The organism is Mycobacterium montefiorense (genome assembly GCF_003112775.1).
Taxonomy (GTDB): domain Bacteria; phylum Actinomycetota; class Actinomycetes; order Mycobacteriales; family Mycobacteriaceae; genus Mycobacterium; species Mycobacterium montefiorense.
In genome coordinates, this window is record NZ_BFCH01000002.1 from 358,624 (window position 1) to 378,397 (window position 19,774).

Annotated in this window: 20 protein-coding genes and 1 pseudogene; 17 read left to right on the top strand and 4 right to left on the bottom strand. The window is 63.4% G+C overall.

Annotated features, from left to right (window positions below):
* Window positions 1–13 precede the first annotated feature (13 nt).
* Window positions 14–1,192, bottom strand: a complete 1,179-nt coding sequence (locus tag DB708_RS02770) for an acyl-CoA dehydrogenase (protein ID WP_108920394.1) — start codon at window positions 1,190–1,192, stop codon at window positions 14–16.
* A 191-nt stretch (window positions 1,193–1,383) separates the two neighbouring features.
* Between DB708_RS02770 and DB708_RS02775 the strand changes: the two genes are divergently transcribed.
* From DB708_RS02775 to DB708_RS02830, 12 genes are all read left to right on the top strand, one after another.
* A complete protein-coding gene (locus tag DB708_RS02775) occupies window positions 1,384–1,575 on the top strand; it encodes a ferredoxin (protein WP_108920564.1) in 192 nt (63 codons plus the stop codon).
* Between the two features lie 36 nt (window positions 1,576–1,611).
* Window positions 1,612–2,523, top strand: a complete 912-nt coding sequence (locus DB708_RS02780; RefSeq protein ID WP_108920395.1) for a 3-oxoacyl-ACP reductase — start codon at window positions 1,612–1,614, stop codon at window positions 2,521–2,523.
* Window positions 2,524–2,763: 240 nt separating this feature from the next.
* Window positions 2,764–3,528, top strand: coding sequence for an MlaE family ABC transporter permease (locus DB708_RS02785; protein WP_108920396.1), 765 nt, complete (start codon window positions 2,764–2,766; stop codon window positions 3,526–3,528).
* A gap of 7 nt (window positions 3,529–3,535) precedes the next feature.
* A complete protein-coding gene (locus DB708_RS02790) occupies window positions 3,536–4,378 on the top strand; it encodes an MlaE family ABC transporter permease (protein WP_108920397.1) in 843 nt (280 codons plus the stop codon).
* Window positions 4,379–4,386: 8 nt separating this feature from the next.
* The gene (locus tag DB708_RS02795) at window positions 4,387–5,589 is read left to right on the top strand and encodes a virulence factor Mce family protein (protein WP_108920398.1); all 1,203 of its coding nucleotides are present in this window, start codon (window positions 4,387–4,389) and stop codon (window positions 5,587–5,589) included.
* Complete coding sequence (locus DB708_RS02800; RefSeq protein WP_108920399.1) at window positions 5,589–6,641, top strand: virulence factor Mce family protein; 1,053 nt, start codon at window positions 5,589–5,591, stop codon at window positions 6,639–6,641. Before DB708_RS02795 ends, DB708_RS02800 begins: the two co-directional genes overlap by 1 nt.
* Entirely contained in the window at window positions 6,631–7,695 is a 1,065-nt protein-coding gene (locus DB708_RS02805) for a virulence factor Mce family protein (protein WP_409347547.1), read from the top strand. The genes DB708_RS02800 and DB708_RS02805 overlap by 11 nt, the downstream gene beginning before the upstream one ends.
* On the top strand, window positions 7,692–9,119 hold the full coding sequence (locus tag DB708_RS02810) for a virulence factor Mce family protein (RefSeq protein ID WP_108920401.1): 1,428 nt from the start codon (window positions 7,692–7,694) through the stop codon (window positions 9,117–9,119). The genes DB708_RS02805 and DB708_RS02810 overlap by 4 nt, the downstream gene beginning before the upstream one ends.
* Entirely contained in the window at window positions 9,116–10,267 is a 1,152-nt protein-coding gene (locus DB708_RS02815) for a virulence factor Mce family protein (protein ID WP_108920402.1), read from the top strand. Before DB708_RS02810 ends, DB708_RS02815 begins: the two co-directional genes overlap by 4 nt.
* Window positions 10,268–10,276: 9 nt before the next feature.
* On the top strand, window positions 10,277–11,953 hold the full coding sequence (locus DB708_RS02820) for a virulence factor Mce family protein (protein ID WP_108920403.1): 1,677 nt from the start codon (window positions 10,277–10,279) through the stop codon (window positions 11,951–11,953).
* Entirely contained in the window at window positions 11,953–12,663 is a 711-nt protein-coding gene (locus DB708_RS02825) for a mammalian cell entry protein (RefSeq protein WP_108920404.1), read from the top strand. Before DB708_RS02820 ends, DB708_RS02825 begins: the two co-directional genes overlap by 1 nt.
* Window positions 12,663–13,154, top strand: coding sequence for a mammalian cell entry protein (locus DB708_RS02830; RefSeq protein ID WP_108920405.1), 492 nt, complete (start codon window positions 12,663–12,665; stop codon window positions 13,152–13,154). Before DB708_RS02825 ends, DB708_RS02830 begins: the two co-directional genes overlap by 1 nt.
* Window positions 13,155–13,164: 10 nt before the next feature.
* Here DB708_RS02830 and DB708_RS02835 read toward each other — a convergent pair whose 3' ends face one another.
* From DB708_RS02835 to DB708_RS02845, 3 genes are all read right to left on the bottom strand, one after another.
* Window positions 13,165–13,743, bottom strand: coding sequence for a hypothetical protein (locus DB708_RS02835; protein WP_108920565.1), 579 nt, complete (start codon window positions 13,741–13,743; stop codon window positions 13,165–13,167).
* An 81-nt stretch (window positions 13,744–13,824) separates the two neighbouring features.
* Complete coding sequence (locus DB708_RS02840) at window positions 13,825–15,309, bottom strand: alpha,alpha-trehalose-phosphate synthase (UDP-forming) (protein ID WP_108920406.1); 1,485 nt, start codon at window positions 15,307–15,309, stop codon at window positions 13,825–13,827.
* Window positions 15,310–15,474, bottom strand: coding sequence for a hypothetical protein (locus DB708_RS02845; protein ID WP_108920566.1), 165 nt, complete (start codon window positions 15,472–15,474; stop codon window positions 15,310–15,312).
* Between the two features lie 590 nt (window positions 15,475–16,064).
* Here DB708_RS02845 and DB708_RS28145 point away from each other — a divergent pair.
* The 5 genes and pseudogenes from DB708_RS28145 to DB708_RS02865 form a co-directional block, all read left to right on the top strand.
* Window positions 16,065–16,262: pseudogene (locus DB708_RS28145) on the top strand (DivIVA domain-containing protein); the annotation flags it as partial.
* 339 nt (window positions 16,263–16,601) lie between these two features.
* Window positions 16,602–16,937, top strand: a complete 336-nt coding sequence (locus DB708_RS28060) for a hypothetical protein (protein WP_272889506.1) — start codon at window positions 16,602–16,604, stop codon at window positions 16,935–16,937.
* A gap of 93 nt (window positions 16,938–17,030) precedes the next feature.
* The gene (locus DB708_RS02855) at window positions 17,031–17,966 is read left to right on the top strand and encodes an enoyl-CoA hydratase (RefSeq protein WP_108920408.1); all 936 of its coding nucleotides are present in this window, start codon (window positions 17,031–17,033) and stop codon (window positions 17,964–17,966) included.
* Between the two features lie 166 nt (window positions 17,967–18,132).
* Window positions 18,133–18,978 (top strand): SDR family oxidoreductase, encoded by an 846-nt coding sequence (locus DB708_RS02860; protein ID WP_108920409.1) that lies wholly within the window; start codon window positions 18,133–18,135, stop codon window positions 18,976–18,978.
* Entirely contained in the window at window positions 18,975–19,766 is a 792-nt protein-coding gene (locus DB708_RS02865) for an SDR family NAD(P)-dependent oxidoreductase (protein WP_108920410.1), read from the top strand. The genes DB708_RS02860 and DB708_RS02865 overlap by 4 nt, the downstream gene beginning before the upstream one ends.
* Window positions 19,767–19,774: the final 8 nt, after the last annotated feature.

Below are 19,774 nucleotides of genomic sequence, written 5' to 3' on the forward strand. Positions count from 1 at the left end.
TCCTTCTCGATGTTCAGCGGTTCCGGGGCAGGCCGAGGGCGACCATGCCGATGATGTCGCGCTGCACCTCGTTGGTGCCGCCGCCGAAGGTCAGGATCAGGCAGGCCCGGTGCATCCGCTCGACTCGGCCGCGCAGTAACGCTCCCGGCGAGTCCTGGCGGACCGTCGCCGCGGTACCCAACACCTCCATCAGCAGCCGGTAGGCCTCGGTTGCCAGCTCGGTACCGAAAACCTTCGCCGCCGATGCGTCCGCCGGCCCCAGGGCGTGCCCTTCCGCCGACGCCAGCTCCCAGTTGATCAGCTTGAGAACTTCGGCCTTGGCGTGCACCCGGGCCAGGTTCAGCTGCACCCATTCCGAGTCGATCAGCCGGGCCCCGCCGGCGTCTTTGGTGTTCTGTGCCCATTCACGAACCTCGCGCAGGGCCAGGAAGATCGGTTGCGCCGACACCAAAGCGACCCGCTCGTGATTGAGCTGGTTGGTCACCAGCTTCCAGCCGCCGTTCTCCTCGCCGATCAGGTTGGTCACCGGCACTCGGACGTCGGAGTAGTACGTGGCGCTGGTGTCCACGCCGGCCATGGTGTGCACCGGCGTCCAGGAGAAACCTTCGGCGGTGGTCGGCACGGCGAGCATGGAAATGCCGCGGTGTTTCTTGGCTTCGGGGTTGGTGCGCACCGCCAGCCAGACCCAGTCGGCGTACGCAATCAGGCTGGTCCACATCTTCTGGCCGTTGATGACGTAGTCGTCGCCATCGCGCACCGCCGTTGTGCGCAGGTTCGCGAGGTCGGTGCCGGCACCAGGCTCGGAGTAGCCGATCGAGAAGTGCAGCTCCCCGGCGGCGATCTTGGGCAGGAAGAACTTCTTCTGTTCGTCGGTGCCGAACGCCATGATGGTCGGCGCCACGCTGTTGATCGTCAGGAAGGGCACCGGCACGCCGGCGACGGCGGCCTCGTCGGTGAAGATCAGCGAATCCATCGGCGAGCGGTCCTGGCCGCCGTACTCCTTGGGCCAGTTCAGCGTGAGCCATCCGTCTTTGCCCATCTGCGCGACGGTGTCGCGATAGGCGTTGCCGGTTCCGACCTCTCCCTGTGTTGAGTTAAGTGCCTCGCGGCGCTCGGGGGTCATGAGCTTGGTGAAGTACGACCGCAGCTCGCGACGCAGCTCCTCCTGTTCAGGGGTGTAACTGATGCGCATTCCAGCCGTCCTTTTGGTTAAACGTGACAAGTGGCTATTCGACCAACGGCTACCCATTCGTCTTCCCGGTTGTAACACGTTCTAGTCTGGGAATCCAGCGACCGTTTCCTCAGATCCACGTGAGCCCTATGGTGGAGCTACATTCTGATGGGATATGTGACGAGATCCAGGCCAGCTTCAAGGAGGATGCCGTGCGGGTGATCGTGGATCGTGACCGGTGCGAAGGTAACGCGGTGTGCTTGGGAATCGCACCGGATATCTTCGACCTGGACGATGAGGACTATGCCGTCGTGAAGCTCGATCCGATACCGTCCGACCAAGAAAATCTCGCCGAGCAAGCAATCGCCGAGTGTCCGCGCGCGGCTTTGCTGCGCGAAGGCTAGCGGCGAGGGACTCCCGAAACTAGAGGTATTCATAAATTGACTAGCAGCACGAACGCGACCGATCTATCCGGGAAGGTCGCGGTGGTGACCGGTGCGGCCGCGGGGCTGGGGCGCGCCGAGGCGCTCGGCTTGGCCCGCTTGGGTGCCACCGTCGTCGTCAACGACATGGCCGCCGCGCTGGATGCCTCCGACGTCATCGACGAGATCAGCACTGTCGGCTCCAAGGCCGTTGCGGTGACCGGCGACATCAGCCAGCGCTCCACGGCCGACGAACTGGTGTCCTGCGCCGACGGGCTAGGCGGACTCGACATCGTGGTCAACAACGCCGGCATCACCCGCGACCGGATGCTGTTCAACATGTCCGACGAGGAATGGGACCAGGTCATCGCCGTGCACCTGCGTGGGCATTTCCTGCTCACCCGTAACGCGGCGACCTACTGGCGCAGCAGGGCCAAGGACGCCGGGGGATCGATATACGGCCGGATCGTCAACACCGCGTCGGAGGCCGGACTGGTGGGTCCGGTGGGGCAGGCCAACTACGGCGCCGCCAAGGCGGGCATCATCTCGCTGACCCTGACCGCGTCCCGAGCGCTCGGACGCTACGGAGTGTGTGCCAACGCCATCTGTCCCCGCGCACGCACCGCGATGACGGCCGATGTGTTCGGCAGCGCACCAGATATAGAGGGAGGCGGAGTCGACCCGCTGTCACCCGAGCACGTGGTGAACCTGGTGCAGTTCCTGTCGTCCCCGGCCGCCGCAGAGGTCAACGGTCAGGTGTTCATTGTTTACGGGCCTCAAGTGACATTGGTCTCAGCCCCGACGGCGGAGCACAGATTCACCGCGGACGGTGCCGCGTGGGAGTCGGCTCAGCTGAGCGGCGCCTTGCAGGACTACTTTGCTGGTCGTGATCCAGACCGTAACTTTTCCGCGACCGCGTTAATGGAATAATAGGGGCACAATACTGCTTCTCGGGGGGGGGCTTTCGCTAATAGAACGTGTGTCAGATTGGTAATACCGCAAGGGCGCTGACCAGGACAATTAATGCTTCGGACAGGAATAACCTGTTCATTGACACGGTGTACTTCTTCTGAGTTAATATGATCCGGCTCACACGGAGCCGGGTGCGACCGAAGGCAACGTAAAGGCGACGCACAGGCTTCGCCGTGAGCAGCAAAGGGGGGTGCCGCGTTGATTGAACAACTCGCGGTTCCGGCCCGTGCTGTCGGCGGGTTTTTCGAAATGATGATCGATACGGCCCGTGCATCTTTTCGGCGGCCGTTCCAATTCCGCGAGTTCCTGGATCAGACGTGGATGATCGCGCGCGTATCGCTGGTACCGACGCTGTTGGTATCCATCCCATTCACCGTGCTGGTCGCATTCACCCTCAATATCTTGCTGCGGGAAATCGGCGCGGCCGATTTGTCCGGCGCCGGAACGGCGTTCGGCACCATCACCCAGCTGGGCCCGGTCGTGACCGTGCTCGTCGTCGCGGGGGCCGGCGCCACCGCGATCTGCGCGGACCTGGGTGCGCGCACCATCCGTGAAGAAATCGACGCGATGCGGGTACTCGGCATCGACCCGATCCACCGGCTGGTGGTACCCCGCGTTCTGGCGTCGACCGTTGTCGCACTGCTGCTTAACGGTTTGGTGTGCGCGATCGGTTTGTCCGGCGGGTACGTATTCTCCGTGTTCCTTCAGGGTGTCAACCCTGGCGCGTTCATCAATGGCCTGACCGTACTGACCGGACTGCGCGAGTTGATGCTTGCGGAGGTCAAAGCACTGCTGTTCGGCGTGATGGCCGGCCTCGTCGGGTGTTACCGCGGCCTCACCGTGAAGGGTGGGCCCAAGGGTGTCGGTAATGCGGTCAACGAAACCGTCGTCTACGCGTTCATCTGTCTGTTCGTCATCAACGTGGTGATGACGGCCATCGGCGTGCGGTTCTCGACGAAGTGAGCACGCGATGAGCTACGACCTCACTTACCGGTTCCGCAACATCGCGGCGCGCCTGCAAGGCCCGATCGACGACTTCGGCGAGCAGGCGCTGTTCTACGGGCAGACCGTGCGCTACGTTCCCAATGCGCTCACCCGGTACCGCAAGGAGACCATTCGGCTCATCGCCGAGATGACGCTGGGCGCGGGCGCGCTGGTGATGATCGGAGGCACGGTCGGTGTCGCGGCGTTCCTGACGCTGGCCTCCGGAGGGGTCATCGCCGTCCAGGGCTACTCGTCACTGGGCAACATCGGTATCGAGGCGTTGACCGGTTTCTTGTCGGCGTTCCTGAACGTGCGCGTTGTCGCGCCGGTCATCGCCGGCATCGCGCTGGCGGCGACGATCGGTGCGGGTGCCACCGCCCAATTGGGTGCCATGCGGGTGTCCGAGGAAATCGACGCCGTGGAATGCATGGCCGTACACTCGGTGTCCTATCTGGTGTCGACTCGATTGATCGCCGGGCTGGTGGCGATCATCCCGTTGTATTCGTTGTCGGTGCTCGCGGCCTTTTTCGCCGCCCGGTTCACCACGGTTTTCATCAACGGGCAGTCGGCCGGTCTCTATGACCACTATTTCAATACGTTCCTCATCCCGTCGGACCTACTTTGGTCGTTCCTGCAGGCCATCGTGATGTCCATCGCGGTGATGCTGGTCCATACCTATTACGGCTATAACACCAGCGGTGGGCCGGTGGGCGTGGGCATCGCGGTCGGTCAGGCGGTGCGAACCTCGCTTATCGTCGTGGTCGTCATTACATTGTTCATCTCCCTGGCCGTCTACGGCGCGTCCGGTAACTTCAACCTCTCCGGGTAAGGGGGACGATGTCAGAGGCCGGAGCGCGACGCAGATCTGTACGGCTGGCAGCGGCGCTGCTGGCCAGTTTGTTGGTGGCGTTTGCGGTGCTGACTTACCTCTCGTACACGGCGGCCTTCGCGTCGGTTGACACGGTTACCGTCGCGACGTCGCGGGCCGGGCTGGTGATGGACAAAGGCGCCAAGGTCAAGTACCGCGGCATCCAGGTCGGCAAGGTCACCGACATCAACTACGGGGGCGACCAAGCACGCCTGACGCTGGCGATCAACAGCGACGACATGCACTACATCCCGTCCAACGCGACGGTGCGTATCTCGGGCAATACCATTTTCGGCGCCAAGTCGGTCGAATTCATTCCGCCCCAGGCGCCTTCGTCGACGTCGCTGCGGCCGGATGCGCACGTTCAAGCCTCTGCGGTACAGCTGGAAGTCAACACCTTGTTCCAGTCGCTGATGGATCTGCTGCACAAGATTGACCCCGTCGAATTGAACGGGACGCTGAGCGCCTTCGCCGAAGGTCTGCGCGGCCATGGCGACGACCTGGGCGCGTTGCTCTCGGGACTGAATACACTTACCCAACAAGCGAACCCGAAGCTTCCCGCGCTACAGGAAGATTTCCGCAAGACCGCGGCCGTCACCAACATTTACGCCGACGCCGCCCCGGATCTGAACACGATCTTCGACAACCTGCCCACCATCAGCAAGACCGTCGTCGACCAGCAGAAGAACCTCAACGACACATTGCTGGCCACGATCGGCCTGTCCAACAACGCCTATGACACGTTGGCACCGGCCGAGCAGGACCTGATCGACGCCATCAACAGGCTGCGGGCCCCGGTCAAGGTCGCCGCCGACTACTCACCCGAATTCGGTTGCCTCTTCGCCGGTATCGAGCGCGGTATCAAGGAATTTGCTCCGCTGCTCGGTGTGCGCAAAGCGGGACTGTTCACCTCGTCGAGCTTCGTACTGGGCGCGCCGGCCTACACCTTCCCGGAGTCCCTGCCGGTCGTCAATGCATCTGGTGGCCCGAACTGCCGGGGATTGCCGGACATCCCGACTAAGCAGACGGGTGGGTCGTTCTACCGGGCACCATTCCTGGTCACCGACAACGCCAACATTCCGTACGAGCCGTTCACCGAACTGCAGTTCGACGCCCCCTCGACGCTGCAGTTCTTGTTCCACGGCTCGTTCGCGGAACGGGACGACTTCTGATGGTGGACTCGGAAATGCCGTCGCACCGGTCGATGGTGATCAAGGTCAGCGTCTTCGCGGTGGCGATGTTGCTGGTGGCCGCGGGCCTGGTGGTTGTCTTCGGCGACTTCCGGTTCGGCGACGAAAATACTTATCACGCCACGTTTATCGATGCATCTAAGTTGAAGGCCGGCCAAAAGGTCCGCATTTCCGGGGTGCCGGTCGGTTCGGTGGACGGCATCAAGCTCAACCCGGACAACAGTGTCGACGTGGCATTCGGAATCGACAGCCGCTACACGTTGTACTCGTCGACGCGCGCGGTGATCCGCTACGAAAACCTGGTCGGCGACCGGTTTCTCGAGATCACATCGGGCCCGGGGGAGCTGCGCAAGCTGGCACCGGGCGGGACGATCAACGCCCAACACACCCAACCGGCGCTGGATCTGGATGCGTTGCTGGGTGGACTGAAGCCGGTTCTCAAAGGCCTGGATGCCGACAAGGTCAACACGATCAGCAGTGCTGTCATCGAGCTGCTGCAGGGCCAGGGTGGAGCATTGTCGAACGTGCTGGCCGACACCAGCGCCTTCTCGACGGCGCTGGGCCGGCGCGATCAGCTCATCGGTGACACGATCACTAACCTGAACACGGTGCTGGGCACCATCGACCAAAAGAGTGCGCAATTCTCGGCGAGCGTGGATCAGCTGCAGCAATTGATCAGCGGGCTGGCCAAGAGCAAGGACTCGATCGCGGGCGCCATTCCGCCACTGGCATCGACAACGACGGATCTTACTGAACTGCTGAAGAATTCACGCCGGCCGCTGCAAGGCATCCTGGAAAACACCCGGCCGCTGGCCACTGAGATCGACAACCGCAAGGCCGAGGTGAACAACGACGTTGAGCAGCTGGGCGAGGATTACCTGCGGCTGGCCGCACTCGGCGCCTATGGGTCGTTCTTCAACATCTACTTCTGCTCCGTGACCATCAAGATCAACGGACCGGCCGGCAGCGACATTCTGCTGCCCCTCGGTGGTCAGGTGGATCCCAGCCAGGGGAGGTGCGCTTTTGTCAAATAGCCCAAAGCGTGAACGCGATCCACTGCGCACCGGGATCTTCGGCGTGGTGCTGGTCGTCTGCGTCGTGTTACTTGCATTCGGCTACGCCAACTTGCCGTTCTACCCGCAGGGCCGGGTCTACGACGCCTACTTCAGCGACGCCGGCGGGATCTCGCCCGGTAACTCCGTCTACGTGTCGGGTTTCAAGGTCGGCAAGGTGCAGTCCGTCGGTCTGGCCGGAGACAGCGCAAAGGTGACGTTCTCGGTGGACCGGCATGTGGCGGTCGGCGATCAGTCGCTGGCCGCGATCCGCACCGACACGATCCTCGGCGAGCGCTCGATTGCTGTCACTCCGGCGGGGCATGGCAAGACGACCACGATTCCGCGCAGCCGCACCACCACGCCGTACACACTGGCGGGCGCGCTGGAGGACCTGGGCCAAAACTCGGGCAACCTGAACAAGCCCCAGTTCGAGCAGGCCTTGAACGTGCTCACCGACACGCTGCACGGCGCCACCCCGGAACTGCGCGGTGCGCTGGACGGGGTGACATCGCTGTCTCGCACCCTCAACCACCGTGACGAAGCCCTGCAAAGCCTGCTGGCACACGCGAAGTCGGTAACTTCGGTGTTGTCCGACCGCGCCAACCAAGTCAACAAGCTGGTCGACGACGGCAACGAGCTGTTCGCCGCGCTCGATGAGCGCAGCGCCTCGCTGGGCCAATTGATCTCCGGCATCAACGGTTTGTCAGCTCAGATTTCCGGCTTCGTCGCCGATAACCGTAAGGAATTCGGCCCCGCCCTGAGCAAGCTCAACGACGTCCTGAGCAATCTCAATGAGCGCCGCGACTACATAACCGAAGCCCTGAAACGACTGCCTACCTATGCGACAGAGCTCGGCGAGGTGGTCGGATCCGGACCGGGATTCAACGTCAACGTCTACGGCGTGATCCCGGCGCCCCTGCTCGCGGCGATGTTCGACTTCTTCTATCAGCCGGGCAAGCTGCCTGCCAGCCTCTCCGACTACCTGCGCGGCTTGATCCAGGAACGCTGGACGATCCGGCCAAAGTCACCGTGATCAAGCGAATCAGCGGCAGCCGCGGCCTGCGCTACACCACCATCATCGCGCTGGTCGCGGTGCTGGTGGGGGGCGTGTATGTGCTTTCTACGCAAGCGAATAACCGCACCATCGTCGGTTACTTCACATCTGCAGTCGGGCTGTATCCCGGTGATCAGGTCCGCGTTCTCGGCGTCCCGATTGGCACCATCGACTCGATCGAACCACGGCCGTCCGACGTCAAAATCACCATGACGGTCCCCACGGACGTAAAGATCCCGAAGGATGCCAGAGCCGTCGTCATGTCACCGAACCTGGTGTCGGCGCGGTTCATTCAGCTTGCCCCGGCATACACCGGCGGTGCGGTGCTGCCCGATGGCGGCAGCATCGACCTGAACCGCACCGCGGTCCCGGTGGAATGGGACGAGGTGAAGGAAGCGCTGACCCAACTGGCCGTCTCGCTGGGTCCGACGACCGGATCCATGCACGGACCGTTGGGCGCGGCGATCAACCAGGCCGCGGATACGTTCGACGGCAAGGGTGAGTCGTTCCACAATGCGCTGCAGCAACTTTCGCAAGTCGCTGGGCGACTTGGGGATTCGCGCAGTGACATCTTCGGCACTGTCAAGAACCTGCAGGTCCTGGTCAACGCTTTGTCGGCGAGCAACGAGCAGATCGTGCAGTTCGCCGGAAGCGTCGCCTCCGTCTCGCAGGTCCTCGCTGATAGCTCGCGCCATCTGGACAACACGCTGGGCACTCTCAATCAGGCGCTGTCCGACATCCGCGGCTTCCTGCACGAGAACAACTCGACGCTGATCGATACGGTCAACCAGCTCAACGATTTCAGCAAGACGCTGAGCGATCAGAGCGACAACATCGAGCAGGTGCTGCACGTCGCGGGCCCCGGTATCGCCAACTTCTACAACATCTACGATCCCGCGCAGGGCACCCTGAACGGTCTGCTGTCGATACCCGAGTTCGCCAACCCGGTGCAGTTCATCTGCGGCGGTTCCTTCGAAACCGCCGGCGGTCCGCGAGCACCCGACTACTACCGGCGCGCCGAGCTGTGCCGCGAGCGGCTGGGGCCGGTGCTGCGCCGGCTGGCAGTCAACTACCCGCCGATCATGTTCCACCCGCTCAACACGATCACGGCGTACAAGGGCCAGATCATTTACGACACCCCGGAAACCCAAGCCAAGGCGCAGACGCCGATTCCGCAGCTGACCTGGGTACCGGCCCAGGGTGCTCCGCCGGCTCCCACCCAGAACCCGGCCGATCTGCAGGCCTTGCTGGTGCCGACGGCCCCGCAGGCCGTCCCGCCGCCAGGGGCGCCCGCTGGCGCGAATGCACCCGGTCCGGGCTCCGCGTTCGGGCCACTGCCCGGTCCGGCGCCCAACCAAGGGCCTTCCGCCGGGCTGCAAAATGGTCAGGGGTCTGGCGGATGAGACGAATCTTGTTGCGCTGCAGTGCATTAGTGGCGGGTGTCACCCTGTTGGCGGGTTGCCAATACGGCGGATTGAACTCCCTGGTGATGCCGGGCACGGCCGGTCACGGTAGCGGCGCATTCACGGTTACCGTGGAAATGCCCGACGTGGCTACGATGCCGCAGAACTCACCGGTGATGGTCGACGATGTCACCGTCGGCAGCGTCTCCGGTATTTCTGCCGAGCAGCGCAGCGACGGATCATTTTATGCCGCAGTAAAATTGACGCTGGACAAAAATGTAGTGCTGCCGGTCAATGCGACTGCAACCGTCGCGCAGACGTCGTTACTGGGTTCGTTGCACATCGATCTGGCTGCGCCGAAGGGCAAGCCGGCGACTGGCAGGCTGGCTAACGGATCCAAGATCTCGGAGTCGAACACCGGCCGCTTCCCCACCACCGAAGAGGTGTTTTCCGCTCTCGGTGTCGTGGTAAACAAGGGCAATCTCGGTGCGCTGGAAGAGATTACCGACGAGACGTTCCAGGCTGTGGCGGGCCGGCAAGACCAGTTCACCGGCTTGGTGCCCAGGCTGGCGGAACTGACGTCGGGACTCAACAGGCAAGTTGGCGACATCATCAATGCGGTCGACGGTCTGAACCGATTTTCCGCGAACCTGGCGCGCGACAAAGACAACCTGGGCCGGGCGCTGGATAGCCTGCCTGAAGCACTGCGTGTGCTCAACAAAAACCGGGACCACATTGTCGAGGCGTTCGGCGCGCTGAATAAGCTGGCGACGGTCACCTCCCACGTGCTGTCAAAGACGAAGGTGGACTTCGCCGAAGACCTCAAAGGGCTGTATTCGGCCGTGAAGGCACTCAACGACAACCGGAAGAATTTCGTGACGTCGCTGCAGTTGTTGTTGACGTTCCCGTTCCCGAACTTCGGTATCAAACAAGCGGTGCGCGGCGACTATCTCAACGTGTTCACCACGTTCGACCTCACCTTGCGCCGGCTCGGTGAGACGTTCTTCACCACGGCGTACTTCGACCCGAACATGGCTCACATGTCCGAGATTCTCAACCCGCCCGACTTCTTGATCGGCGAACTGGCCAACCTGTCCGGACAGGCGGCCGACCCGTTTAAGATTCCGCCCGGCACGGCAGCACAGTAGGGGCCGGGAATGATAGACAGACTCACCAGAATTCAGCTCTGGATATTCGCGGTGATCACCGCTATCACGCTCACCGTGATGGCGATTTTCTACCTCCGCCTGCCCGCCACATTCGGCCTCGGGACCTACCTGGTCAACGCCGACTTCGTTGCCGGCGGCGGTCTGTACAAGAGCGCCAACGTGACCTATCGCGGCGTCGCGGTCGGCAGGGTGGAGTCGGTCGGGCTTAACCCCAATGGCGTCACCGCCGAAATGCGGCTTAACAGTGGCACTGCCATTCCGTCGAATGTCACCGCCACGGTGAAAAGTGTGTCGGCCGTTGGTGAGCAGTACATCGACCTGGTGCCGCCGCAGGACCCGGCATCGGCCAAGTTGCACAACGGATCTCGGATCGATCGGGCCAACACCCGAATCGGTCAGGATGTCGCCGATCTGTTGAAGCGGGCGGAGACGCTGGTCAACAGCCTCGGTGACACAAAGTTGCGAGAGCTGCTGCACGAGACGTTCCAGGCGGCCAACGGGTCGGGTCCAGAGCTGGCCCGGCTGTTTGAATCGGCCCGGTTGCTGGTGGACGAGGCCAACGCCGACTACCCACAAGTCTCGCAGTTGATCGATCAGGCGGGCCCGTTCCTGCAGTCCCAGATTCGCGCCGGCGCCGACATCAAGTCGCTCGCCGACGGACTGGCCCGGTTCACCTCAGAGGTGCATCAAGCCGACCCGCAGCTTCGTTCGACATTGTCGGTCGCGCCGGGCGCGACCGACGAGGCGAGCACCGCCTTCTCCGGTATCCGGCCGGCATTCCCGGCGCTGGCCGCCAGCCTGGCAAATCTGGGCCGGGTCGGTGTGATCTACCACAAGTCGATCGAGCAATTGCTGGTGGTTCTGCCCGCCTTGTTCGCCGCGATCACCACGGCCGCGGGTGGTGCCCCCCAGGACGAAGGCGCCAAGCTGGACTTCAAGCTCGACCTCAACGACCCCCCGCCGTGTGCCGTCGGCTTTTTGCCACCACCGTTGATGCGCACGCCCGCCGACGAGACGGTGCGCGAGCTCCCGCGAGACATGTACTGCAAGGTCGCTCAGAACGATCCCAGCACCGTGCGTGGCGCGCGTAACTATCCCTGCCAGGAGGTCCCGGGCAAACGGGCCCCGACGGTTCAGCAGTGCCGTGACCCGCGGGGCTACGTGCCGGTTGGCCGTAACCCGTGGCGCGGTCCGCCGGTCCCGTACAACGCTCCGCAGACAAATGGGCTAAACACCCTGCCGCCCAACAAGTTCCCCTATATTCCGCCGGAAGCGGAGCCGGATCCGGGTACTCCCATCGTCGGGCCGCCCCCGCCGGGTGTGGTGCCGGGGCCCGGGCCGCTGCCCAACCACCAGCCCGCCTACGCGCCGCCGCCGCCCAACGACAACGGACCGCCACCGCCTTTCACGTCATGGCAACCGCCGGGCGTGCCCCCGGTACCGCCGCAGGTCCCGTACCCGAAGTGGCTGCCGCCCCCGGCAGCGCCGGAAGCCCCGGCGCCCGGACCGGGTCCGCAGGCCAGTGGCCCCGCCTACACCACCTATGACCAAACCACCGGAGCCTTCAGGGACCCGGCGGGAGGCACTGGTATCTTCGCGGCCGGCGCGAATACATCCAGCGCCGAGAATTGGGTGGACCTGATGCTTGATCCAAGGCCGATGTAGTGGCCTCTGCAGCTAGCAGCGATCAAACTACGGCTCAGCGTGCTCGGCGCCGAGCGTCGCGCGCGGCGGGCCCGGCGAAAAGCGAGTCGGGGGCAGCCACCGAAGTTCAGCTTGCGGGTCCGGGGAAGCCGAAGAAGCCAGCGGCGAAACCCGCCAAATCCCTCAAGACGGTCAAGCCGCCACCGCGGCGCCGACCGAACGGGGTTAAGGTCGCCTGGATTTCGTTCGCCGCCGCGTTGTTGGCGATTGGCGCGCTGGCCGGTTGCCTGACTGCCTTGATCGTCCAGCAGCGGCACGCCGAAGCGGGGCGGGCTCGCGATCAGCGCTTTGTCGACACCGCCACGCAGACAGTGGTCAACATGTTCAGCTACAAGCAGGACAACATCGACGAGAGCGTGAACCGGTTCTACAACGGCACCAGCGGACCCCTGCGCGGCATGCTCGGCGCCAACAACAACATCGAAAACCTGAAGGCTCTGTTCCGTTCCACCAATGCGACATCTGAGGCAGTGATCAACGGGTCGGCGCTGGAAGGCATTGACACAGTTACCGATAACGCTTCGGTGTTGGTGTCGGTGCGTGTCACGGTGGCCGACATTGACGGAGTCCATAAGCCGTCCCAGCCCTATCGGCTGTGGGTCATCGTGCACGAGGATGAACGGGGCCACATGACGGGTTACGACCTGAAGTATCCCGACGGGGGAAACTGATGCGGTTGCGGCGGTGGCTCATTGCCATCACGGGATACCTTGCGGTGGCAGCCATTGTCGGTTTATCTGCGGCTGCCGGCTGGTTCTACTGGGAACGGGTGGAGATCCGTGGTGAGCAGGCGGCGCGGGCGGTGCTGCCGCAGCTGGCCGCCAAAGAAGTGCCCGCGGTTTTCGCCTACGACTACCAGACCGTCGAACGCAGCCTCGCCGACGCGTATCCGATGCTGACGCCTGATTATCGCCAGGAGTTCCAGAAGAGCGCCAATGCGCAGATCATCCCCGAGGCGAAGAAGCGCGAGGTGGTTGTCCAGGCCAATGTCGTTGGCGTTGGGGTTATGTCGGCCAAGCGGGATTCGGCGTCGGTGATGGTGTACATGAATCGCACTGTGACCGACAAGTCGCGGCAGCCTCTTTACGACGGTAGTCGATTGCGGGTGGACTTCAAGAAAATCGGCAACAAATGGCTGATCAACTACATCACGCCGATCTAGACGGATCCGCTCAGTAGCACATCGCAATGCCGTTGCAGTACAACGGATAACGCTGCACTGGGCTGGGCGGCGGTCCGGCTAACTGCAGCGAGAACGGTGTCTTTTTCATCGTCGGTTCCATGCCGCAGACGGCACCGTGCATGGTGGTGTGGGTGCCGCTCATCGTTTCATCGCTGAACGCAAAGGTCTCGGTGGATGGCGCCGTGCCACCACCCGGACATGAGACGCCGTCTGCCTTGTCGACCTTGAAACTCCATAGCATGCTGGACATCCGGGCCCGGCCGCTAAAGTTCTGCAGCTTGTCGGCAGCGCTGATCTGTTCGGACGTCGAACTCACGATGTTCAGCGCACATTGCATCGCGAAAACGATCGGGTCGGAATAGTCGTTCATGTTTCGGGTTCCGGAGGGCTGATCGCACAGTGCCGATATTGTCCAGCTAGCTCCCGAGACACCCGCCTCGTTGTAGGTGTAGGTGCCGTCGGCCGGTGGTCCGAGCGCGCGGGCCGGGTTATCCGACTCCAGCGCGATTCCGATTGCCACTGCTGAGAAGACGCCGGCCCCTGCGGCCAGCGCGCGACGGATTTTCACAGTGCCCTCCCTTCTGGCCATCCCTGCGCACTGCATTGAGTATCACAGCGTTTCGACGTCAACACCATGGGTCTGCCGCCGCTATTTCGCGTCCGACGGATGCGCCTCGGCGAGCGCATCGAGAAATGACCGCGCCCAGCGGTCCACGTCGTGAGCGAGCACCTGGCGCCGCAACGCCCGCATCCGGCGGCGGCCCTCGTCGGCGGTCTGGTTGAGCGCCGCCTCGATCGCGTCCTTGACGCCCTCGAGGTCGTGCGGGTTGACGAGATAAGCCTGCCGGAGTTCGGCTGCGGCGCCGGTGAATTCGGACAGAACGAGCGCGCCACCTAGATCACTGCGGCAGGCGACGTACTCCTTGGCCACCAGGTTCATTCCATCCCGCAGCGGAGTGACCAGCATGACGTCGCTGGCCACGAAGAACGCGATGAGTTCGTTGCGGGGAACCGCGCGATGGATGTAATGCACCACCGGGTGGCCGACTTCGGCGTATTCGCCGTTGATATGGCCGACTTCGCGTTCGATGTCGTTGCGCAGCAGCTGATAGCTCTCCACACGTTCGCGGCTCGGTGTGGCCAGCTGGACGAACACCGTGTCGTCGCGTTTGACCCGCCCCTCGGCGAGCAACTCCGAAAATGCCTTCAACCGGACGTCGATGCCCTTGGTGTAGTCGAGCCGGTCGACGCCGAGCAAGATCTTGCGCGGATTGCCCAAATTGGCGCGGATCTCTTTGGCGTGGCGCCGGATATCGCGGTCGCGGGCGGTCTGATCGAGCGCACCGGAATCGATCGAGATCGGAAACGCGCCGACCCGCACCCGGCGATCCTTCAGTTCGACCTCACCGAACCGCGAGCGCACACCGACCGGTCCGCGCGAGGTGTTGGCGCCGACCAGTCGCCGGGACAGGATCAGGAAGTTCTGGGCGCCGCCGACTAGGTGAAATCCGACCAGGTCGGCGCCGAGCAGACCTTCGATGATCTCGGTGCGCCACGGCATTTGCATGTAGAGCTCGACCGGCGGGAACGGGATGTGTAGGAAGAAGCCGATGGTCAGGTCCGGGCGTAGCTCGCGCAGCATCTTGGGGACCAGCTGCAGCTGATAGTCCTGCACCCACACGGTCGCGCCCTGCGCGGCAGCTCGTGACGTGGCTTCGGCGAAGCGGCGGTTCACTTCGACGTAGCGGTCCCACCATTCGCGATGGTAGATGGGCTTGACGATGACGTCGTGATAAAGCGGCCACAGGGTCGCGTTCGAGAATCCCTCGTAGTATTCGGCGACGTCGTCGCCGGACAAGCGCACCGGATAGAGCTGCAGCTCATCTTGGGCGATGGGTTCGTCGTCGACGTCCACTTCCTCGTCGACAACTCCCGGCCAGCCCACCCAGGCTCCCCGGCGGCGGCGCAGCAACGGCTCTAGGGCCGTGACCAAGCCCCCCGGGCTGCGTTTCCAGGTTGTGGAGCCGTCGGGCAGCCGCTCGAGATCAACCGGCAACCGGTTGGCGACCACCACAAAGTCGGAATTCCCGAAGTGTGAAGACTTCTTCGAGTTCTGGCCACCCCGGGGAGCCATTTAGGCGTCGAGTTTCGCCGGTCCAATACCAAGCATGGACAGGAAAACGCGGCATTCATCGGCATCGTTCGCGTACGCCGCGACGACCCGCCTGGCCTGGCTCGCGGTGCTGTCGGCCAGGGGCTCGACATCGCCGATTTCGCCAGGATCAGATTTCGTAGGCATGACACAACTGTATGCGACGCCGATATTCGTCTGCAGCCGTCCGGCGCGGGGTGGGCTCGGCCTGCCCGCGGGACCCGGTTTGTCGATGCCCCACATCTGGCGGAAACCTCTGCGCAGCTATTCGGTCATACAAATATCCGCAATTGTTAACGAATTCCGAATTCTCCGCCGGATGAGATTCGTTCTTTGACTCCGCACCTGCCCCAACGAAATGGCTGAGATTAAATCAGAAGATACGCATTCAGAGCGTTATCGGAGGTCAGCTGCGAGGCGACGTGGCGAACGTTTGCGGTGACCGTGGCGCTGGCGATCCGGTGTGCTGCGCGCCGCTCTTAATGGACGGTCAAGCGAGCCGCTGAGTTGGGCCACTGCAATTTGCGCCAAGGCTGCGACATGGAAATATGTCGTCACACGATGGTTGGCCGGGTTGCCTGGCGGTCGCCGCCTCGCCTCGCCCCTGTCTGTCTACGGACTGCTGTCCAGTTGTTCAAAGGCAAACCAGGATGCCACCGCGACAAAGGCATTATCCTAAGCCGCAGCGCACCTCATTTTGGTCTTGCGCTGACATCGAATACTTCGGGAGAAGAACAATGGCTCTCACGCCGGCCGATGTTCACAATGTTGCGTTTAGCAGGGCGCGTGTCGGTAAGCGTGGCTACAGCGAGCAGGAAGTCGATCTGTTCATTGATCTGGTTGAGCGAGAGCTGATTCGCCACATCGAAGAGGACGCGGAGCTGCGTCACCGGAACGCCGAGCTGCGCAACCGGGACGGTGGGCTCAAGCAGCGGGAAGCCGAGATAGCCCAGCGAGTAGCCGCCCTGCACGAGCACGAGACCGAAATTCGCAGGCACGAGGCCAAAATTCACAAGCACGAAGACCAGGTCCGCCATCAGGAAGCTGCGCTCGCCCAGCGGGGGACGCCGCTTCCCCAGCAGGTCGCCCAGCTGCGGTATCGGGAAGCCCAGGTTGCCCAGCGCGAGGCTCAGTGCGCCGAGCACGAGGCCGAAGTAGCTCAGCGCGAAGCCCAGCTGACCCAGCGCGAATCAGGGCTTCGCCACCGGGAAGCCGAGCTCAGCCAGTGGGAGTCGGAGCTTCGCCAGGCGGCCACCGAGGGTGCAACGAGCCAGATGGCACGACTGCAATTGCGGGCAGTGCCGGCGCCCGGCACGGTCAACGGGGCGGCGCACCTCGAGCAGATGCGTCCGGTCGCCGCGGTGCACGGTCGCCACGACATGGAGCGGATGGCCATCCGGGCGACTACCGACACACTCGGCAACACGATGACCGAAACGGTGCACGAGCGGACCCGCCGGAGCGCTATCGAGAATGTCAACGCGGCCGTCGCTTCTGAGCGGTCCACTGAACTCGAACAATTGAAGGAAGAGAACGCCGAACTTGCCCGCTCGCTGAGCCTGCTCAAATCCGCCGCCGCACTGCTGGCGGCCGCGCTCGACGGCCCGTAGCTCGGCTGGCGGCTACCAACCCAACTCGGAGTCGCTTACATACTCGCCGTAATGTGTAAACAAGGCGATTCAACGACTAACGAGGTGGGCGGAATGACAGTCTCCGAACAAGCCGACGCCGCGGCGGCCAATTCCAACTCAGCAGAGCTGGTGGCCTACGAGACCCTCGATGAGGGTCGCATCGCGCGGATTTGGCTTAACCGGCCCGATGCGCACAACGCGCAGAGTCGCGGACTGCTGGTTGCGCTCGATGAGGCGTTCGGCCGGGCCGAGGCCGACGACACCGTTCGCGTGGTGATCCTGGCGGCGCGTGGCAAGAACTTCTCCGCCGGCCACGATCTGGGCTCCGAGCAGGCCCTGGCGGAGCGTGCACCCGGACCGGGGCAGCATCCGACCTTCCGCTCACACGGCGCGACCTACGAGCCGATCATGGAAAAGCTGTACCACCAGGAGTGGCACTTCTTCTTTGAAAACACTTGCCGCTGGCGCGATCTACGCAAGATCACCATCGCCCAGGTGCAGGGCAACGCGATCTCGGCGGGCCTGATGCTGATCTGGGCATGCGACCTGATCGTCGCGGCCGACAATGCGAAGTTCAGTGACGTGGTCGCCGTCCGGCTGGGCATGCCAGGCGTTGAATATTACGCTCACCCTTGGGAATTCGGTCCCCGTAAAGCCAAAGAGCTGCTATTGACTGGTGATTCGCTGGACGCCGACGAGGCATATCGGCTGGGAATGGTGTCCAAGGTGTTCGCGGTCGACGAACTAGAGGAAAAGACACTGGAATTCGCCCGGCGCATTGCCGAGCGGCCTACGATGGCGTCGTTGCTGATCAAGGATTCGGTCAATGCCGCCTCCGATGCGATGGGTTACACAGAGGCTTTACGGCACGCGTTCCATGTTCACCTGTTGGGGCACGCGCACTGGGCAGCCTTCAACGAGAACAGGTGGCCTGTCGGCCAGCCGCCGCACGTCGAGGACTGGCGCAACGCGAAGCCGACCAAGGTCGCTCGCCGCGATACGCCGTAGCACCTACCGCACTGGTCGGAGGCGACGGCCAATCCGCCCGCCTCAACGCGACATGTTCGTCGTTCACATCGGTGTCCGCTGCCTAACGAGACCGGGGGTAGCGATATTCACCGTCGGTGCTGCATGCTTCTATATCTAGAACCTGTTCCAGTTTGAGAGGGCCCTCGTGCAGCTAACTTTCGACGACCGGACGTATTTGATCACCGGCGGTGGCAGTGGAATCGGCAAGGGTGTGGCTGCCGGTCTGGTCGCGGCCGGGGCCTCCGTCATGATCATCGGCCGCAACCCCGACCGCCTGGCAGGAGCCGTCGAGGAGATCGAGCCGCTGGCGGCCAACGGCGGTGCGATCCGTTACGAGCCCACCGACGTCACGAACGAAGAAGAGGTAACTCGTGCGGTCGACGCCGCAACGGCGTGGCACGGTCGGCTGAACGGCGCGGTGCACTGCGCGGGCGGCTCGTTGACCGTCGGGCCGATCACCCACACCGATTCGGAGGCATGGCGAAACACCGTCGACCTCAACGTCAACGGCACCATGTACGTGCTCAAGCACGTGGGGCGGGAGTTGGTGCGCGGCGGCGGTGGCTCGTTCGTCGGGATCTCGTCGATCGCCGCCAGCAACACACACCGCTGGTTCGGGCCGTACGGCGTCACCAAGTCGGCCATCGACCACATGATGATGCTGGCCGCCGACGAACTCGGGCCGTCGTGGGTGCGGGTCAACAGCATCCGCCCCGGGCTGATTCGCACCGATCTCGTTGATGCCAGCGTGATTCAGTCACCGGAGATCAGTGCCGACTACGCACTGTGCACGCCGCTGCCCCGGGTGGGTGAGGTCTCCGACGTCGCGAACCTGGCCCTGTTCTTGCTCAGCGATGCGGCTAACTGGATCACCGGGCAGTGCATCAACGTCGACGGCGGCCACATTCTGCGCCGCGGTCCCGACTACTCCTCGATGATGGTGCAGATGTTCGGTGAAGATGCGCTACGCGGAGTGGTCCAACAATCATGAACAGACTTGAGGGCAAGCGGATCCTGGTGACGGGCGCCGCGTCGGGGATCGGCCAGGCGACAGCGCTGCGGCTACTGAGCGAGGGCGCCAGCGTGGTGGCCGCCGACATCTCGGCCGACGGTCTGAGGGTCACTCAGGCCCGAGCCGACGAGGCCGCAACCGCGCATCGGCTCAGCGCCATGCCGATCGATGTCGGTAACGAAGATTCGGTGATCGACGGCGTCCGCGCGGCCGTCGATAAGCTCGGCGGCCTGGATTCGCTCGTCAATGCGGCGGGCATTCTGCGCTCCTGGCACACTCACCAGACCAGCACCGACCAGTGGAATCAAATCATCGCCGTGAACTTGACCGGTACTTTTCTGGTGGTCCGGGAGGCGTTGCCGGCCTTGCTGGCGAATTCGAGCAGCGCGATCGTGAACTTCAGCTCAACCTCCGCGTCCTTTGCCCACCCGTACATGGCGGCCTACGCCGCGAGCAAGGGCGGAATCCAGGCCTTCACACATTCTTTGGCGCTCGAATATGCCAAGCAGGGTCTGCGCGCGGCGTGCGTGGCCCCTGGCAGCATCAAGTCCGGGATCACCGACGCGACCGGTGGATACATCCCGAAGGACGCGGACTGGTCGCTGTTTCCCCGGCTGATGCCGATCCTGCCGACCACGACGGAATCCAGCGGCGCGGGGATGGCAGGAACCGATGCGGTCGCCGGTGTGATCGCCATGCTGGTGTCCGACGATGGAGCCTGGATCACGGGCACCGAGATCCGCATGGACGGCGGCACGCACGCCTAGGCGTTCGG

Bases quoted from the DNA above. Each gene is read 5' to 3' on its own strand.
- DB708_RS02770 (WP_108920394.1), bottom strand. From the start codon at position 1,192: ATGCGCATCAGTTACACCCCTGAACAGGAGGAGCTGCGTCGCGAGCTG.
- DB708_RS02790 (WP_108920397.1), top strand. From the start codon at position 3,536: ATGAGCTACGACCTCACTTACCGGTTCCGCAACATCGCGGCGCGCCTG.
- DB708_RS02795 (WP_108920398.1), top strand. From the start codon at position 4,387: ATGTCAGAGGCCGGAGCGCGACGCAGATCTGTACGGCTGGCAGCGGCG.
- DB708_RS02800 (WP_108920399.1), top strand. From the start codon at position 5,589: ATGGTGGACTCGGAAATGCCGTCGCACCGGTCGATGGTGATCAAGGTC.
- DB708_RS02815 (WP_108920402.1), top strand. From the start codon at position 9,116: ATGAGACGAATCTTGTTGCGCTGCAGTGCATTAGTGGCGGGTGTCACC.
- DB708_RS02820 (WP_108920403.1), top strand. From the start codon at position 10,277: ATGATAGACAGACTCACCAGAATTCAGCTCTGGATATTCGCGGTGATC.
- DB708_RS02830 (WP_108920405.1), top strand. From the start codon at position 12,663: ATGCGGTTGCGGCGGTGGCTCATTGCCATCACGGGATACCTTGCGGTG.
- DB708_RS02840 (WP_108920406.1), bottom strand. From the start codon at position 15,309: ATGGCTCCCCGGGGTGGCCAGAACTCGAAGAAGTCTTCACACTTCGGG.
- DB708_RS02845 (WP_108920566.1), bottom strand. From the start codon at position 15,474: ATGCCTACGAAATCTGATCCTGGCGAAATCGGCGATGTCGAGCCCCTG.
- DB708_RS28060 (WP_272889506.1), top strand. From the start codon at position 16,602: ATGGCACGACTGCAATTGCGGGCAGTGCCGGCGCCCGGCACGGTCAAC.
- DB708_RS02855 (WP_108920408.1), top strand. From the start codon at position 17,031: ATGACAGTCTCCGAACAAGCCGACGCCGCGGCGGCCAATTCCAACTCA.
- DB708_RS02865 (WP_108920410.1), top strand. From the start codon at position 18,975: ATGAACAGACTTGAGGGCAAGCGGATCCTGGTGACGGGCGCCGCGTCG.